We start from the raw sequence: 17,031 nt of genomic DNA, 5'->3' as shown, positions 1-17,031 counted from the left end.
GGTGTATTTCTATGTTTTATATTCAAAATTAACATTTAACAAAATTTTATACTAAATAAGTGACTGGATTTGTAAAGTGTGGATGCGAATAATTTCATGTTTGTCAATGATTTGGCTGGAAATTTTAAGTATTCGAAAAAAATAACCGACCCGATAATCTGTGGTTGATAATTTTACAACAATAAATCCGGTGAATTGTTAGATTTTTATCTTGATAGCAATATTTTAGAATATTATTCTTTTGAGTCCTTTTTAGTCACTCTTTAGGCTTGGCTATGGTCTTCATACTTTAACTTCGCGATTGCATAAAAGGCGATTCTCAGTTCTGTATGATCACATTTCTGGTATTTCTTCCATTTCTACTAGGGTTCGTGGTAGTCGGCGTCTACGGCGAAAGGAAAATTGCGGGCTTTGTGCAGAACAGATTAGGACCCATGGAGGTAGGACCTAAAGGTATCGTTCAAACGGTTGCCGATCTCCTGAAAATGCTTCAAAAGGAAGATTTGAGGCCAAAGGCTGTTGATCAGCTACTCTTTCTTGCAGCTCCAATCATTGTTTTCGGAGCCATTTTCACTGGCTATGCGGTGCTTCCTCTTACGGAAGGTGTTTCGGGCTCAGTGATTGATGCCGGACTGTTTTTCTTACTATCCGTTGTTTCACTAGACGTGCTAGGTATCCTTTTGGCAGGTTGGGGGTCAAATAACAAATACGCTCTGTTTGGTGCCATGCGATCTGTTGCGCAAATAGTTTCCTACGAAATTCCTTTAGGTCTAAGTGTCCTTTGTGTTGTGATGGTTGCACAAACCCTGGACTTGCAGGAAATGGTGACCCAACAAGGAATATATGCCACAGAAGAAAGTTTTCTTTTTGGAATTAAGGGGTTAAAAATAAATGCGACGGGAGGATTTCTGTCGTGGAACATATTCTCTATGCCGCTATTGATCATAGCTTTCATCATTTTCTTTATTTCCGGATTGGCGGAATCTAACCGTGTTCCTTTTGATTTGCCGGAATCTGAATCTGAGTTGATCGGGGGCTATCATACTGAATATTCAGGATTTCGCTGGGGGTTATTCATGCTCTCTGAGTATGGAATGATGCTGCTGGTGTCGTTTTTGGCGGCCATACTTTTCTTTGGGGGATGGTATTCGCCCTTCCCGAATATAGGCAGCTTTGAGTTGGCAGAAATGACGAATGGACCGGTATGGGGGGTGATTTGGTTGTTTGGGAAAGCCACTTTCTTTATTTTTCTTCAAATTATGGCTCGCTGGACGTATCCGCGATTGAGAGTTGACCAACTAATGAGTCTGAGTTGGAAATATCTCACGCCTGTAGCCATTCTACTCTTGTTCTTAATCGGAATCTGGAAAATTTGGGTGATCTCATGAGCAAGTATTTCCAAAATATCATCGATTCCTTCAAAAGTATTTCGGGGGGCATGAAACTGACCTTCGGATACCTGTTGGATGCGACCAAATCGCGTAAACCAATAGGGATTAAAGAAGAGGATTATTTCGAACTGGATAGGGGAATTGTAACGCTTCAGTATCCAAAAGAATCATTGCCGGTTCCTGATAATGGTCGTTACCGTCTGCATAATGAAATTGACGACTGTATTGTCTGTGATAAATGCGCGAAAGTCTGTCCGGTAGACTGTATCGAAATAGAACCTATCAAGGCCACTGAAACCATCGGTTACACCTCCGACGGCACCGCCAAGCGTATTCATGCTGCGAAGTTTGATATCGACATGGGTAAGTGCTGCTTCTGTGGACTTTGTACGACCGTATGTCCAACGGAGTGTTTGACTATGACGAAGGTTTATGACTTCAGTGAATTTGATGTTCGGGACCATAAATACTCGTTTGCTGAAATGAGCCTGGTGGAAATTGCGCAGAAAAGACAGGAGGCAGAAGAGGCAGATAAGAAAAAAGCGGAGGCAAAAGCAAAACCAGTCGCACCAACAAGTGAATCAGCTTCTTCTTCTACGGAACAGAGTGCCGTAAAACCAAAGCCTGCCTTTCGACCGAAGCCGATGGTTTCAAAACCCAAAACAGAAAGTTCAGAGTCTACGTCAGAAGAAAAGCCAAAACCGAAGTTTCGCCCAAAACCAATGATTAAGAAAAAGGAAGGGGAGGAATCGAAAGAAGCAAAGACTGAATCAACTGAAGAGGCCAAGGCTAAGCCAAGACCGGTTTTCAAACCGAAACCGATGGTTAAAAAGAAATCTGAGGAGTCAGCTGAGACTGAAGAAAAGAAAGAGTCTAAACCAAAGCCGGTTTTCAAGCCACGTCCGGTGGTAAAAAAGAAGGATGAAGGATATAAGGGCGAGGAAGATAAAACTCAATCGGGGGCAGAAGAGAAGAAGGAGCCCTCTGCGGAAAAACCGAAGTTTCGTCCGAGACCAGTGATCAAACGCAAGCCTAAAGACGATGGAGATGACTCTTAACATATTGTTTTTTGCTTTTGCGGCAATGATTGTCGTTCCGCTGATCTATTTGTTGATTACCAAAAACATCATCAGGGCGGCTTTCGCTTTTGCTATCAGTTTACTGGGTATGGCTGCGATCTATGTATTGCTGAATGCCGAGTTTATGGCTGTCGTGCAGATATTGATCTATGCAGGTGGCATTGTGGTGCTACTCATCTTTGGCGTAATGCTGACAAAACGATCCGGTGATGAAGGAGTCTTTACAGCGCATCATCAGGTAATTCCCGGGGTGTTGGTTTCATTAGCATTTTTTGTGCTGCTGACCCAATCGATTTTTGATGTAAATCTGGCCTGGGGAGAAGAAGTGACCTCTACTGATCAGGTGAAGCAGATTGGAGTGTTATATCTCACGGATCATTTGATTGCATTTGAGTTAATTGCATTTTTATTGTTGATGGCTCTGGTTGGAGCGGCATTCCTGGCTAAAAAATCGGATCAATGATGGCAATTCCTTTGATATATTATCTCCTGCTTTCAGCCTTCATTTTTTGCGTAGGGCTGGCCATAATTCTCATTAAGAAGAACGGAGTATTTGTGCTGCTTGGAATAGAATTGATCCTGAATGCAGCCAATCTTAATTTGGTGGCGTTTTCAAAATTTGATCCGACCCTGGACGGGCAGGTTTTTGCCGTTTTTTCAGTGGTGTTGGCTGCCGCGGAGGCGGCGATTGCATTAGCGATCCTATTGAATATCTACAAGCAGTATCGATCAACGAATCTGGACGAGTTAAATCAATTAAAGAACTAATATCCTGAGCGCCTATATCCTTCATATCGCATCTGTTCTGTTGCTTCCGCTAATTGGTGGGGTACTCGGCTATTTTTTTCAGTCGGGTAAAAGCTATCGTCTACCGGCTTTGTTTATTGGTGCAGGTCTGATTCAGGCTTTAAGATTACTGACCATTGATCCGGAAGTGATTCGTTGGTCCTGGGTGCCTGGGATCGAATTGGGTATCTACATTGATCATTTGAGTGCGGTGTTGGTGTCATTGGTGTACTTCATCTCACTACTGGTACATATTTTTTCCATGCATTACATGTGTGGCGACCCGGGTCTAGGCAGGTATTGGTTTAAGCTGGGCTTTTTCACTACCTCCATGCTGGGCCTGTTGATTTCAGATCACCTGTTGTTGTTATTCGTGTTTTGGGAGATGGTAGGGTTTTCTTCTTATCTCCTGATTGGATTTTGGTTTAAAGAGACAGAAAAAGCGACCAGTGCGCGAACGGCCTTCATGGTTAACAGGGTAGCTGATGCCGGGTTGATCATTGGCATCATCGTTTTGATCACCATGTTTGGTCAAGCGTACATTTCAGAGTTAAACCCTATCGAAAATACCGGATGGCTAACCTTTGCAGGTATTGCCCTGGCAATAGGTGCATTCGGTAAATCTGCTCAATTCCCATTTTTTGGATGGTTGAATAAAGCCATGGCGGGTCCAACGCCGGTTTCTGCGCTGATTCATGCTGCAACGATGGTAACAGCCGGCATTTACTTGTTGGTTCGTGTTTATCCGGTACTGACTCCGGTGGCTTTATATCTTGTGGCCATCACAGGAGCACTGACGGCATTTATCGCTGCAGTTGCTGCCTTATTTCAAAATGACATTAAAGCGGTTCTCGCTTACTCAACTATTTCTCAGCTTGGTTATATGATTATGGGCGTGGGAGTCGGGGCATACGAGTCCTCCATTTTTCACCTTTGGACGCATGCCTTTTTTAAAGCCGGATTATTCCTGGCTGCGGGTAACGTCATTCATTTTATGCATAAGGCCAATCATGATGTGGATGGTCAGGATATGAGAAATATGGGAGGCTTGAAGAAGTATCTTCCTTTTACCTTTTTGACTTACCTCATTTGTGGTTCGGCACTGGCAGGATTACCATTGACCTCAGGCTTTCTTTCTAAAGAGGGGATACTTGGGGCAAGTTTGGATGCTCCGGTGCTGATAGTGCCGGCTCTGGCTTTTGTATCGGCATTACTGACGCCTTTCTATATCACTCGACAAATACTGCTGGTTTTTACCGGAGAGGTGAGGAAAGGATTGCATGTTACTAATGAGACCTTTAACGAGCCCTGGAAACCCGTAAAAATGCCATTTGCATTATTGGCCTTAGGCTCAATTTGGATATTTTCTTCATTCAATCCATTCAATGCGCACGGTTGGTATTTAGGCGAATACGTGTTTGGGCCTGAAGAGCCGGTTCAATCTCCTTATGGTATCATTGTCCTGATGTCCTCCATTGTCCTGGTGGCAATGGGAATAGGTTATGCCTACACACAATTCAAGCCTGGAGCCAGGAAGGCATTGGAATATAAAAACTTAGTAGAGGCCACCGGCGCTATTCGCTTTTTTCTGAGCGGATGGGCGATTGATCGGGTTTATGCCTTTTTCAACCAGGGTACGCTGATCGTAAGTAACTTCGCGGCATTGGTGGACCGAAAGGTAGTGGATCGATTGGTTGACGGGGCCGGACTTATGGGAATAATTTTAGGTAAAGGGACCGGGTTATTCGATAGGTATGTAGTGGATGGAATAGTCAATGGCTTGGCAGGGCTTTCCCGAATGGTAGGACGTACGCTGGCTAAGATCCAGGCGCCTGGTATTCAGACACAGCTGGCATTCATGCTTTTTATTATGGTATTAATGATTTACTGGTATTTGTTTTAATAGATGGAAAATCACCTGTTAAGTCTCATCGTTTTCATTCCGTTGCTATTTGCACTGGGTGTTTTCTTCATTCCCAAAACACAACACTTGTTGATAAAAGTGGTGACCCTGGTGGCTACCCTGCTTCAACTGGTGCTTTCGCTTAAGTTATTTTTTGACTACGATGGTAGCTTCAAGCCATCGGAGTGGAGCGAGGCGTTTCTTTTTGTAGAAAAAGCCGATTGGATCCAGTTAAGCCTGGGTAATTACGGGCGTTTTGTGATTGATTATTTCGTGGGTGTCGATGGGATCAGCATGCCGCTGGTAGTTTTGAGTGCTCTGCTGTTGGTGATTGGGGTGATATCTTCCTGGAGACTAACTGAAAAGGTGAAAGGCTATTTCATTCTTTACCTCACCTTAAGCACCAGTATTGTTGGATGTTTTGTGGCGTTGGACCTGTTCCTCTTTTATGTGTTCTTCGAATTCATGCTGTTGCCGATGTTTTTCCTCATCGGGATCTGGGGTGGTCCTAGAAGAGCCTACGCGTCGATTAAGTTTTTCATTTATACCTTATTGGGATCTCTTCTGATCCTGATCGTGATGATCGGCTTGTTCATTTCTATAGAGGATTCTTCCAGAGCATTAAAAATGGCTGATGAAACCGGCAAAATAGAAATTGTCCACTCTTTCAGTCTGGTGAAGATGATGGAAGATAGTTACGGTGCTGAAGCGTTTTTGGCTCCTGATTCAGAAGTAGCATTTGGTGGTATATCACTTCGGTATTGGGCGTTTATTCTACTCATGATCGGTTTCGCGATCAAGTTGCCGGTGGTCCCTGTTCATACCTGGTTGCCGGATGCACACGTGGAAGCACCGACAGCCATTTCGGTTATATTAGCCGGGATTTTGTTGAAAGTAGGGGGGTATGGCTTCTTTAGGATTGCCTATGGGATATTCCCTGACGCGGCCATGGAATATGCCTTTCCTGTAGCATGCTTTGGGGTGCTGTCGATTATCTATGGAGGTTTCGCGGCGTTAGCTCAGAACGATCTGAAGCGAATGATCGCTTATTCTTCAGTCTCTCACATGGGTTTTGTGATGTTAGGACTGGCGACCCTGACCATCGAAGGCATTTCCGGTGCTCTCTTCCAAATGATTTCCCATGGATTGATTTCAGGAGCCCTGTTCCTGGTCGTAGGCGTGGTTTATGATCGAACCCATGATCGGCAAATTCAAAATCTTAGTGGGCTGGCAAGCAAAATGCCGGTTTATACCTTCTTTACGGTCGTGTTCTTCTTTGCTTCTCTGGGGCTGCCAGGCTTTTCAGGTTTCGTTGGAGAATTGTTAACCCTGATTGGAGGAATAGGATCCGAGGGGATCAATGGCCTGGTGCCGAGCTGGCTGGGAATGCTGGCGGTTATTGGGATCATTATCTCCGCCGCATACTATCTGTGGGCGCTGCAACGTATGTTCTTTGGTAAGTTCTGGGCGCGAGAGGAAAGTTGGGAAGACAAACTAAACGATGTGGACAGAAGAGAATGGCTGATGTTGCTTCCTTTGGCGGTATTGGTGTTGTTGTTCGGTATCCTTCCGGGGATCATATTAGATCCTATCGATAATTCAGTTAATTTTTTCGTTGATAACCTGCTTTCAAGGGGGCAGCAATTCCTGATCAAATAATCGGATGATGTTGAAAGAGCAGCTCGGACAGATCATTGAACATTTGACCTATCTGCGATTGGAGGCCGCTCTGATTGTGGGAGCCACGCTATTGTTGGTGGTGGGATTGATCAACAAAAAGAACCTCGTTGCAAGGATCGGTTTTGCGGTGGTAGTAGTGGGTTCGCTATTCTTTGCCGGATTTAATGAAGAAACGCAGTGGCTGTTTACTAAGTCAATAGTAACAGGTCCAATGGAGAGTGTTCTGAAGATGCTTTTCCTTGCTTTTTCAGTCTGGATCGTGTTTTATGCTGAGGCAGAGAAAAGAACTTCAGAGTTTTATTTCCTGATACTCTCCATATTGATCGGGTCCATCTTCATGATGAGCGCCAACCACCTGTTGGTCATTTACATTGCTTTGGAATTGACCTCTTTCACTGGCTATGTCATTACCAATTTCAACTTTCAAAAACGCTCTTTCGAGGCGGGGATAAAATACCTGCTGTTTGGAGGGGTGAGTTCAGCGGTTACCCTCTATGGATTTTCTATTATTTATGGAATGGGGGGCTCATTAACAATTTCAGAATTGTATTTCAATGAGGCAAATCCATTTTTGGCGATAGGCCTTCTGTCGATGTTGGCAGGTATTCTCTTTAAAGTAAGCATTTTCCCTTTCCATATTTGGACCCCTTCCACTTACCAGGAGGCTCCTACCGACGCAGTAGCAGTGTTATCGGTAGTGCCCAAGATTGCCGGGTTTGTGCTTCTGAACAGGGTGATCTCAATCATTGATATGAATGTTTTTGGCTGGGTGCAACCGCTATTGGTTGTGATAGGAGTAGCTACCATTGCTGTCGGAACCCTTGGAGCACTGGGACAAACCAATGTGAAAAGACTTTTTGCTTATGGAGCCATTGCACATTCAGGTCTATTGCTGGCGTGCTTGTTAATTGATGGTAAAATGGGTGCTACCGCATTTTTTTGGTATGCGATGATTTATGCGATCATGAACCTTGTAATGTTTTACCTGGCTTCACTCTATGAATCGCAGGGAGTTACTGATACCACTGGTTTTGCTGGTTTAGTAAAAACACAGCCATGGTGGGGAGCTCTGATCGTAGTGGTCATGATTGCTCAGATTGGCCTTCCTCCAACGGCCGGTTTTACTGCTAAATTTTACCTTTTTTCGGCCCTTTGGGAAGCTTACGTATCATTATCTGATAATTACTTACTAACCTATCTGATAGTAGGGGTGGTAAGTGTGATTTTTTCACTTTTCTATTATCTCAAAATACCCTATTCATTTTTCATACATTCAGCCCAAAAATTACCCCAAATCAAATTCGACGCGTTTTCATTCCTGTTGGCAACTATTTTATCCATGTTGCTGTTATGGTTTTTCTTTAGCCCGGAATTATTGAATAACATTGTGGTAAAATTCTCTAGTATCGATTGGTAACTGTTTATGAGTGATCCTATAAAACACGAATGCGGGGTTGCAATGCTTCGCCTTAGAAAACCCGCCCAGTACTATATCGATAAGTATGGCACGCCAGCTTATGCTGCTCAAAAGATGTATATCCTTATGCAAAAGCAGCACAACAGGGGCCAGGATGGTGTAGGGGTGGCAAATATTAAGCTGGACATGGAGCCGGGTACAAGATACATTAGCCGTTATCGTACGACCAACTCACAACCAATAGAAGAAATCTTCGCCAAGATCCGTAAGAAGTACAACAAGGCACAGAAGGAAGGGAAGAAAAAGTATTTTGATGCGGATTGGCTGAAAAAAAACTATGCATTTACCGGAGAGGTTTGGCTTGGCCACCTTAGGTATGGTACGCATGGTAAGAATACGATTGAGAGCTGTCACCCATTTTTAAGACAAAATAACTGGAGAAGTAGAAACCTGGTAGTTGCCGGGAACTTCAACATGACGAACGTGGGAGAGCTTTTTGATAAGCTGGTTTCACTAGGACAGCATCCAAAAGAAGTAGTGGACACCGTCACGGTAATGGAGAAAATCGGACACTTTTTGGATGAAGAAAACCAAAATGTGTTTAACCGCTATCGAGACAAGGTTGAAGATAACCAGGAGATGTCAGCGATCATTGAGCGAGAGCTTGACCTTAGAAGAGTACTTGAGCGGTCATGCCGTGATTTTGATGGTGGATATACCATGACCGGTATGGTCGGGCATGGAGCTGCTTTCGTAGCGCGTGATCCCAATGGAATTCGCCCGGCCTATTATTATGTTGATGATGAGGTAATCATTGTCGCTTCAGAAAAGCCGGCCATCAAGACAACAACGAACTGCGAGTATAGCGACATCAAGGAAGTTAAGCCGGGTCATGCCTTGATCATAAATGTAGATGGAAGCTATAGTGAAGAGCAGTTTATTCCTCCGGGGATCAAAAAATCTTGTTCTTTTGAAAGGATCTATTTCTCAAGGGGAACAGATCCGGATATCTACAACGAAAGAAGAAAACTGGGTGAACTGTTGATACCACAGGTACTCAGATCGATTAATTCCGATCTGAAAAACACTATTTTCAGCTATATCCCTAATACGGCAGAAACATCGTTTCTTGGATTGCTTAGAGGCGTAGATCAATACCTGGTTAATCAACGTAAGGACATTATTCTGGATGAAAAACCAACGGCCGATTCTTTGGAAGATATTCTGTCTTTTACACCAAGGGTAGAAAAGCTGGTGCTGAAGGATGCTAAGCTGAGGACGTTTATTACCGATGATGCTCAAAGGGATGATTTGGTGGCTCATGTGTACGATACGACCTATGAAGTGGTCAAAAAGGGAAAGGACACCCTTGTGATCATTGACGATTCGATCGTTAGAGGTACGACCCTTGAAAAAAGTATTTTGACGCTACTGGATAAGCTAAATCCGAAAAAAGTGGTGATTGTTTCTTCTGCACCTCAGATCCGATTCCCAGATTGTTATGGAATCGACATGAGTAAAATGAAGGAGTTTGTGGCTTTCAGAGCAGTGCTTGCTTTGCTGGAAGAGAGGGGCATGAGCGGGCTGCTTGACGAGGTTTATGACAAATGCATGGCTTCTGAAAATGATCCGACACCACCAAACTACGTGAAAGATCTCTATGCACCGTTCACTTACGACGAGGTTTCTGAAAAAATCACAGATATCGTGAGACCTTCTCATATGAAAGCAGAGCTCGAGGTGATCTATCAAACCGTGGAGAATCTTCACAAGGCATGCCCTAACCATAGTGGTGACTGGTACTTCACCGGAGATTATCCTACAGCAGGAGGAAACAGGGTGGTAAATAAAGCCTTCGTTAACTTCATGAAAGGGGTAGAGGTCAGAGCCTACTAGTCAGGGGTAATAATCTTGATTTTCTGAGTTAGTCCGTGTGCGGATAGCGCATTGGTGAGATCTTTTTTCTCATTAAAAGCGTTACATGAAAAATATATTATATTAGCCGACGAATTCAAATTTTTGGCAATTTTAATATAACGGTACAATTGATTTGCATATCACCCAGGGAATTTGCTTACCCGGGTCTAAAAATATTTTTATTTATCGCCTTCGGCTATGTTCTTCTAGCTCCATTGAGTGCTCAGGACATGGATTTAAGTGATCCTTCAGAGGAATACGTCATTGCTCAAAGAAGCTTGTTGCAGGTGGGACAACTACTCGCCACCTTAGGTCCATCCGATGAGGAATATGCCTCTTATCACGAGCAGTTTACCAACCTTCAAAGCCAACTAAAGGCTCGGGATTATTCAGAAGAAGGAATTGAGGAGCTCAATGAGGTCCTGCAAAAGCTATCATTTGAGGTTTTGGAACGTTTCTTGTCTAACCTGAAGCTTACGGGAAATGCTAAAACTCCTGAAGAGGCAGAAGATGAAATTAGGAGGTTGTTTTCGCTAGGGAGGTCTGAGCCATTGGTAGATACGCTGATGGTGGACTGGTCCATAGATTCACTCTTTGCAACATTGCCCACTGGCATCCTTGGGAATGGCGCCGCTGGATTAGTTCAGCTAGCCAGTATTCCAACTTCAGGTCAACTCGTCATCATCGATACGGAAAATAAGACATGGGTAGTCGATAGCGAGGGGAATGTGAAGAGAATTGGAGATAATGAAAAGCAGTATGTTATGGATGAGGGGATGATGGTCCCTGGTCTGGACTATGAATATTTTGTGAGCGATGATGATGCATGGAGGCGATTAGCAGAGGCCCCCTATTCGGCCGTTAAACCTACACCTGACTTACCTAAAGTAGAGCAGGGCAAGAGAGTTGCCGTAATAGAAACGGTGAAAGATGGTCGTGGAAAGGAAGTGGCGAAGATAATGGTTCAGGGACAGAGTGATGCGATTTACACAACCTTGAATTATCTTTCAAAAGTGGTGAAACTTTCGAAGGAGCTCAAGTATAAAATGCTGGCAGACTTTGAATCAGTGTCACTACCCTATGGAACGGAAAAGGCCGGAAAGAGCTATGTAAAGGAAACTGAATTTATGGTAGATGCGAGGTGTGGCGATTATGTGCGGGTGAAGGGTGAGGGGGATGATCGGATTGAAGGTCATTGGATGAGTAAGGATGCAGCAGTTGTTGATTGTGGGACAGGGTTCTGTTGCCAGAGATGTGGAGAGGATTTGACTTTAAATATTGCCAAGTTACAAATCATCTATGGGGATAAGATAGCGTCAAGTTATGTAGAACCATTAAATACAGCCTTAAAAAAAGGGGGGTTCAATACTCATGCTAGTCATGCTCATTTTTTTGCTCAATCGAAGAAGGAAGTTGGCATGCATTTTTCATTAGATGAAAAACCGAATTTGCGTCTTCATACAGTTTTAAGAATACATGCGAAAAAGGCTGCCGTAAAACATTTCTTTCAACAAACTTTTTGGAATGATGAGACCTATCTTGATTATTTTCAGTATTATGTTTTTCAAAAAGCTGCAGAAGACTACAAAGGAATTAGATATCAAGGAACTAATGAAAAAAGGTTTACTCATAGCTCAAATAGTTCAATTCAGGTTCCTACGTTCTTTATAGTAAAAAAAGAAGAGAGGTATCAAAAGGTCATCTTTAATGATGAAGAGAAGAATGCTAGAAATAAAAAGCTTTTCAGTTATATCTATGCTGATAAATTTGGAAACGGCGCACCCTCAACTGAAGATGGGTGGAATTTTAGGGGACGCGGTTTGATTCATTTGACATGGCGAGAAAACTACAAGAGGGCTTCCACAGCAAGTGGTGAAAAATTGGAATATTTAGTTGATTGGCAAACTAACTACACAACTTTAAGCACTAATCCAAAAGATGCGGTTTACTCGGCAGTGGCATATTTTTTATTTAAACTTAATGGTGATAAGTTCAAGAAACTACATCAAAGTGATAATGCTCGTGAAATTTCTATTCTAGTAAATGGTGGCTTGGAAGGTTGGCCGGAGAGAGGAGATAATTTTGATGAGTTGATTGGTAGTCTATTTATATGCGAAGAACAGTGAAAGTATTGATTTTATTGATAGGGGTATTTGCAAGTTTTACTTCTTCGGCACAGATTTCTGATGAAACTTGCAATCGTCAAACCAGAGATGGTTTTCAATTTATGGTAAATAGATTACCCGAAAACTTATGTCTACCAAGAGAAATGGTCTTATTTGGCACTCATCCTCTAACTGATATTAATGACGATGGTAGAAATGACATTGTTATTCAGATAATTAAAAGTGGATTTTCAGATGGAGATACACTTTTTACCGTGGTCTACTTTATGAATAGGGATTCTAGTTATTCTATGATAAAACGGCTCAGTAAACTAGATGTATTGTATTATAAATCATATTCAGCAGATTATTTTAAAGATATGCGTGAGGCAACGGGTAATCAATATATATATAATATACTGGCTGGTAAACATGGCAATCCTCCCAATAATGAAACTACTTTTGACGGTGATAAAATTAAAATTTCTATGGAGCCAGCCGTGGGCCTCAAGTATAGATTTGAGTACACCTATGATGTAGAAATTCAGAACTGGAGGCAAACCAAATTTATCATTGTTGATGAAGAGTTGGATCCACAAATCCAATCTATTGAAATCGAAGAACCGGCACCTCTCATAACGGAGTTCGATATTACCGATTATATGTGATTGGAATAATTGCGGTATTTGGCCTTAGATAATTATTTAGAGCTGACCTCACATTCTTAAGCCCCTACCTGGCGCAAGCGTCCGCTTGTGCTTTGGTATCATTACCGGTATCTTACCGTTATGAGTAGAAAGTACCAATTTCGCGATCAGGAAAAATTGTATTTCGTCAGCTTTGCTACTGTCTATTGGATTGACTTGTTTGTCAGGCATGAATATTCGGAAATTTTATTAGATAGTTTGAGATACTGTCAGCAAGAAAAGGGTTTGGAGGTTTATGCCTGGTGCTTCATGTCGAGCCACGTTCATCTGATCATAGGGACAAGCGATAAGCCAATGCAAGATATTTTGAGAGATTTTAAGAGTTTCACATCCAGAAAACTAAAGGAGGAGATTGCTGTTCATCCAACAGAGAGTAGAAGAGAATGGGTTACATGGATGATGCAAAGAGCGGGGCAGAAAAATGGAAATAATACTAACTGGCAACTGTGGCAGCAGCACAATCAACCCATTGAGCTGAGTACAAACGAAATTTTAGATCAGAAACTAGAATATTTGCATATGAATCCAGTTGTTTCAGGCTTTGTGACTGAACCTGAGCACTGGAAATACAGCAGTGCTATAGACTATTGTGGTGGAAGAGGTTTGTTGAATGTGTGTATTATCGAGTGAGACACAAGCGGACGCTTGCGCCAGTTGGGTGTGGAGATTATGTGCGGGTGAAGGGTGAGGGGGATGATCGGATTGAAGGTCATTGGATTTTCAGAAAAGTTGCGGTGCCAGTCGATCCTGAATTTCCGATAACAACTGATCAACTGTCAAAGATATTCCCGAATAACAAGGATACTGCTAGAATTAGGGAAGTTGTTGAAGTATTAAACGAGTTAAGCAATGTTTTTGAATTAACAACTAAAGGGCGCATGGCACACTTTCTAGCCCAAATTGGGGCAGAAACAGGTGGTTTGGCGGATTTAGATGAATCGAGTCATTATAGTCCTCGTCGTATTGTTGAGTTATTTGGTCTTCCTAAGTATGCCGATTTGTTTCAAGGGTATAATTCCGAACCAACGGAGTGTGTAGGTGTTGCTTATGAAAGTGATGGTGGTACTTTAGGAAAAGGACGATCCGGTCCGGTTAGCCCAGTTTTTCTGTACGATAGTAAACTAAAGGTTTTTCAGGCATATGGCCATCCTGCTACAGGTATTACTACTGCAAATCTGAGGAACAAAGTAACAGATAAAAGTTATAACTCTGGAATCCTTAAAGTGAAAGAAAAACATTATGGAAGCGACTCTAAATTATTTGATGTAACGTATGCATGTCGAATGGGGAATGCAGGGCCGAGTTCTGGGCATGGATCTACTTTCAAAGGCAAAGGATTTATTCATTTGACCGGAAGGTGGACATATAAGAAGGTGTCCGAGTTATGGAATGCTGATATATTGAACGAAAACAATAAAAAATACTTTCATAAAAGCAGATCTGAGGGTGGTCATTTAGAAGATTTGATAAATGATGTTGAGGTAGCGCTCAAAGCAAGTCTGTATTATTGGAGATGGAAAAAATATGGAGGAAAAAGTGCCAATGAACTTTCCGATCAAAATGATATTGTCAGTTTAACAAAGCTGGTGAATGGTGGTAAGAATGGCATAGATGATAGAAAGATCTACTACAAAAATGCGTTAAATAATCTTGGAGATAAATAATTTAGAGATGGGATATAGCCCACTATTAACTTTGATATTTTTTCTTTTACAATATCAAGTAGAAGCACAAACATATTCGGTTGATCAAGTTTGTGGAATTTTTAAGAATGAAGAGGATACAACTCTTTTTGAAGTATTCACGAGGAATAATAAACATGTGACTTTTTTAAACTCCAATTACGATAACGATCCTATTGTAGAGATTAACACATTTGGCTTCATCGATGAAGCCAATTTGAACTTGGATCCTCGACTAGATAAGGAAATTTTGAATGAAGGTTCCCCCGATGAACACAGTTTCTATTTTGGAATTGACTATAGGTTTTATTTCGAAGTTGATGAGGCTACGGATAAAGTTTACATTATGGAACTGGAGAATACTAATCTTTTTTATTATACCAGAGTTAGATCTCTCCCTAAAAGTCTTTTGGAATCTTTGATAAGGGTAGGTAAATCTGATAACAGAAATTACATCGAAGAATTTTTGGATATTAGTTTCTGGAAAGTTTCAAAACTAAAATCCACCATATATTCAGAGCCGAACAAGCCAACTAGGATGTATTTGGTAGAGGGTGATAAGGTGGAAGTCTTAAGTGGAGACGAAAGTTGGGTTAAAATCCGTTATTACGGCAAAAAATTAATTGAAGGTTGGTTGAAAAGAGAAGATATTCAGAGTGAATAACATTTTTTGCTGATGGTTTTGTTTCCCCCTCCATCTCCGATGCTACATCCGGGCTTTCTGATCTGTTCTAGTATTGTCTGTCACAGAAGTAACTTCCGCGTCAGTTGGGAGCATAACTCGAACAACTCAATTTTTTAAGCCCCCTTTCCAAACAAAATAAGCCGATAAACCCATTCTCTTACGAGAAAATTTTGATGTTTCGGGCATATCGCTCACCTTTGCACCCTCATTCAAGAAGTTGATTGATTTATAAAGAAGCGCGGAGAGACAGGCTCTGTGAAGCGCTAGCAACCTGTTCCGAAGTCCTATTCGGAATTGCGGTGCTAAATCCTGATCCCGAATCCCGATAGTTATCGGGAGGGAGAATATGAATTAATTATGAAAACAAGGAATCAAATTTCAGGCATAATTGCTTCAGGCAAAGTCACAATTAACACCTCAAAAGGGTGTGAATTAAACCCATTTTGCATTTGTTGAAATTTTTCCACCGGATTGACTCAATATGAATTTTGAAACTAAAGCCATACGAACCCAGGTAGACAATGCCTCTCAGAGAGAGCATTCAGTACCGGTGTACCTTACCAGCAGCTTCACCTTCGAAAACGCTGAAGAGGCCAGGGCGATGTTCAATGATGAGATTCCGGGTAACATCTATTCTCGCTACTCCAATCCTAACACAGATGAATTTATTGCCAAGCTGTGTGAGATGGAGCATACGGAGGATGGAATTTCCGTGGCTACGGGTATGTCTGCAATGTTTACAAGCATCGCGGCACTTTTGAAGTCCGGAGATCATGTGGTGGCTTCAAGAGCTATTTTTGGTTCAACACATCAGCTTTTTACCAAGGTATTCCCTAAGTGGGGGATTACCTGTTCATACTTTGATCTGGATGCTCCCGAGAAATGCGAAGCGCTGATCCAGTCAAACACTAAAATGATTTTCGTGGAGACCCCATCAAATCCGGGGCTGGACTTGGTGGATTTGGAATTCATCGGTAATCTGGCAAAGAAGCATGACCTGATCCTCAATGTGGATAATTGTTTTGCTACGCCATACCTGCAGAACCCCGCTGACTTTGGGGCGCATATTGTTACCCATTCAGCCACTAAATTCATTGATGGTCAGGGTAGGACCCTTGGTGGTGCCATTTTGGGTAAAAAGGAATTGATCGATGAGGTTCGGTTTTTTGCCAGACATACGGGGCCAAGTATGTCTCCGTTCAATGCATGGATCCTGAGCAAAAGCCTGGAAACGCTTGCGGTGAGAATGGATCGTCATTGTGACAATGCCTTGAAAATAGCTCAATATTTAGAGTCACATTCGGAACTAGAGCAGGTGAAATATCCGTTCCTAGAATCACACCCGCAGCATGCAATTGCGAAAAAGCAAATGAAGCTTGGAGGAGGTATTGTTACCTTTGTGGTGAAGGGCGGTTTAAAGCGTGGGGCGGCGTTTCTGGATAACCTTAAGATGTTGAGTCTGACACCAAATCTTGGGGATACCAGAACAACCGCAACACATCCGGCTTCTACTACACACAGTAAGCTGACGGAAGAAGAGCGGTCAATTGTAGGGATCGTTCCGGGACTTGTGCGCATTGCGGTAGGTCTGGAACATGTGGATGATATCATCGCAGATATCGATCAGGCGTTGGAGGCGACAAAAAGTATTAAGTAAGGCTTAGGCCAATGAATAAAAA

Annotated in this window: 14 protein-coding genes and 1 riboswitch; all 14 genes read left to right on the top strand. The window is 42.4% G+C overall.

Annotated elements, in window-relative coordinates; all coding sequences use genetic code 11:
* The first annotated feature begins 329 nt into the window (after positions 1–329).
* The 14 genes from NXR94_RS09900 to NXR94_RS09835 all read left to right on the top strand — a co-directional run bounded on the left by NXR94_RS09900 (position 330) and on the right by NXR94_RS09835 (position 17,009).
* Positions 330–1,388 (top strand): complex I subunit 1 family protein, encoded by a 1,059-nt coding sequence (locus tag NXR94_RS09900; protein ID WP_258104463.1) that lies wholly within the window; start codon positions 330–332, stop codon positions 1,386–1,388.
* On the top strand, positions 1,385–2,449 hold the full coding sequence (locus NXR94_RS09895) for a 4Fe-4S binding protein (protein WP_258104462.1): 1,065 nt from the start codon (positions 1,385–1,387) through the stop codon (positions 2,447–2,449). Before NXR94_RS09900 ends, NXR94_RS09895 begins: the two co-directional genes overlap by 4 nt.
* Positions 2,439–2,933: an NADH-quinone oxidoreductase subunit J gene (locus NXR94_RS09890; protein ID WP_258104461.1), complete on the top strand. Its 495-nt coding sequence runs from the start codon at positions 2,439–2,441 to the stop codon at positions 2,931–2,933. The genes NXR94_RS09895 and NXR94_RS09890 overlap by 11 nt, the downstream gene beginning before the upstream one ends.
* Positions 2,930–3,238 carry an NADH-quinone oxidoreductase subunit NuoK gene (gene nuoK / locus NXR94_RS09885; protein WP_258104460.1) on the top strand — a complete coding sequence of 103 codons (309 nt, stop codon included), beginning with the start codon at positions 2,930–2,932 and terminating at the stop codon, positions 3,236–3,238. The genes NXR94_RS09890 and nuoK overlap by 4 nt, the downstream gene beginning before the upstream one ends.
* A 40-nt stretch (positions 3,239–3,278) precedes the next feature.
* Positions 3,279–5,159, top strand: coding sequence for an NADH-quinone oxidoreductase subunit L (locus NXR94_RS09880; RefSeq protein WP_258104459.1), 1,881 nt, complete (start codon positions 3,279–3,281; stop codon positions 5,157–5,159).
* Between the two features lie 3 nt (positions 5,160–5,162).
* The gene (locus NXR94_RS09875) at positions 5,163–6,818 is read left to right on the top strand and encodes a NuoM family protein (protein ID WP_258104458.1); all 1,656 of its coding nucleotides are present in this window, start codon (positions 5,163–5,165) and stop codon (positions 6,816–6,818) included.
* Positions 6,819–6,822: 4 nt separating this feature from the next.
* On the top strand, positions 6,823–8,256 hold the full coding sequence (locus tag NXR94_RS09870) for an NADH-quinone oxidoreductase subunit N (protein ID WP_258104457.1): 1,434 nt from the start codon (positions 6,823–6,825) through the stop codon (positions 8,254–8,256).
* 6 nt (positions 8,257–8,262) lie between these two features.
* Positions 8,263–10,152, top strand: a complete 1,890-nt coding sequence (locus NXR94_RS09865) for an amidophosphoribosyltransferase (RefSeq protein WP_258104456.1) — start codon at positions 8,263–8,265, stop codon at positions 10,150–10,152.
* Between the two features lie 149 nt (positions 10,153–10,301).
* Positions 10,302–12,299 carry a hypothetical protein gene (locus tag NXR94_RS09860; RefSeq protein ID WP_258104455.1) on the top strand — a complete coding sequence of 666 codons (1,998 nt, stop codon included), beginning with the start codon at positions 10,302–10,304 and terminating at the stop codon, positions 12,297–12,299.
* On the top strand, positions 12,296–12,946 hold the full coding sequence (locus NXR94_RS09855; protein WP_258104454.1) for a hypothetical protein: 651 nt from the start codon (positions 12,296–12,298) through the stop codon (positions 12,944–12,946). The genes NXR94_RS09860 and NXR94_RS09855 overlap by 4 nt, the downstream gene beginning before the upstream one ends.
* 120 nt (positions 12,947–13,066) lie before the next feature.
* Positions 13,067–13,615 carry a transposase gene (locus NXR94_RS09850; RefSeq protein WP_258104453.1) on the top strand — a complete coding sequence of 183 codons (549 nt, stop codon included), beginning with the start codon at positions 13,067–13,069 and terminating at the stop codon, positions 13,613–13,615.
* A gap of 47 nt (positions 13,616–13,662) precedes the next feature.
* Positions 13,663–14,649, top strand: coding sequence for a hypothetical protein (locus NXR94_RS09845; RefSeq protein WP_258104452.1), 987 nt, complete (start codon positions 13,663–13,665; stop codon positions 14,647–14,649).
* A 7-nt stretch (positions 14,650–14,656) separates the two neighbouring features.
* The gene (locus NXR94_RS09840) at positions 14,657–15,331 is read left to right on the top strand and encodes a hypothetical protein (RefSeq protein WP_258104451.1); all 675 of its coding nucleotides are present in this window, start codon (positions 14,657–14,659) and stop codon (positions 15,329–15,331) included.
* 244 nt (positions 15,332–15,575) lie between these two features.
* A riboswitch (SAM riboswitch) is annotated at positions 15,576–15,705 on the top strand.
* Between the two features lie 128 nt (positions 15,706–15,833).
* Positions 15,834–17,009: a PLP-dependent aspartate aminotransferase family protein gene (locus tag NXR94_RS09835; RefSeq protein ID WP_258104450.1), complete on the top strand. Its 1,176-nt coding sequence runs from the start codon at positions 15,834–15,836 to the stop codon at positions 17,007–17,009.
* Positions 17,010–17,031 lie beyond the last annotated feature (22 nt).

This window comes from Marinoscillum sp. MHG1-6, from assembly GCF_024714475.1.
GTDB lineage: Bacteria > Bacteroidota > Bacteroidia > Cytophagales > Cyclobacteriaceae > JAMZMI01.
The sequence above is the reverse complement of the archived record's forward strand: the minus strand, read 5'-3'. Positions and strand labels throughout refer to the sequence as shown.

Coding starts and splice junctions, on each gene's coding strand:
- NXR94_RS09900 (WP_258104463.1), top strand. CDS start 330: ATGATCACATTTCTGGTATTTCTTCCATTTCTACTAGGGTTCGTGGTA.
- NXR94_RS09895 (WP_258104462.1), top strand. CDS start 1,385: ATGAGCAAGTATTTCCAAAATATCATCGATTCCTTCAAAAGTATTTCG.
- NXR94_RS09890 (WP_258104461.1), top strand. CDS start 2,439: ATGACTCTTAACATATTGTTTTTTGCTTTTGCGGCAATGATTGTCGTT.
- nuoK (WP_258104460.1), top strand. CDS start 2,930: ATGATGGCAATTCCTTTGATATATTATCTCCTGCTTTCAGCCTTCATT.
- NXR94_RS09875 (WP_258104458.1), top strand. CDS start 5,163: ATGGAAAATCACCTGTTAAGTCTCATCGTTTTCATTCCGTTGCTATTT.
- NXR94_RS09870 (WP_258104457.1), top strand. CDS start 6,823: ATGATGTTGAAAGAGCAGCTCGGACAGATCATTGAACATTTGACCTAT.
- NXR94_RS09865 (WP_258104456.1), top strand. CDS start 8,263: ATGAGTGATCCTATAAAACACGAATGCGGGGTTGCAATGCTTCGCCTT.
- NXR94_RS09850 (WP_258104453.1), top strand. CDS start 13,067: ATGAGTAGAAAGTACCAATTTCGCGATCAGGAAAAATTGTATTTCGTC.
- NXR94_RS09840 (WP_258104451.1), top strand. CDS start 14,657: ATGGGATATAGCCCACTATTAACTTTGATATTTTTTCTTTTACAATAT.
- NXR94_RS09835 (WP_258104450.1), top strand. CDS start 15,834: ATGAATTTTGAAACTAAAGCCATACGAACCCAGGTAGACAATGCCTCT.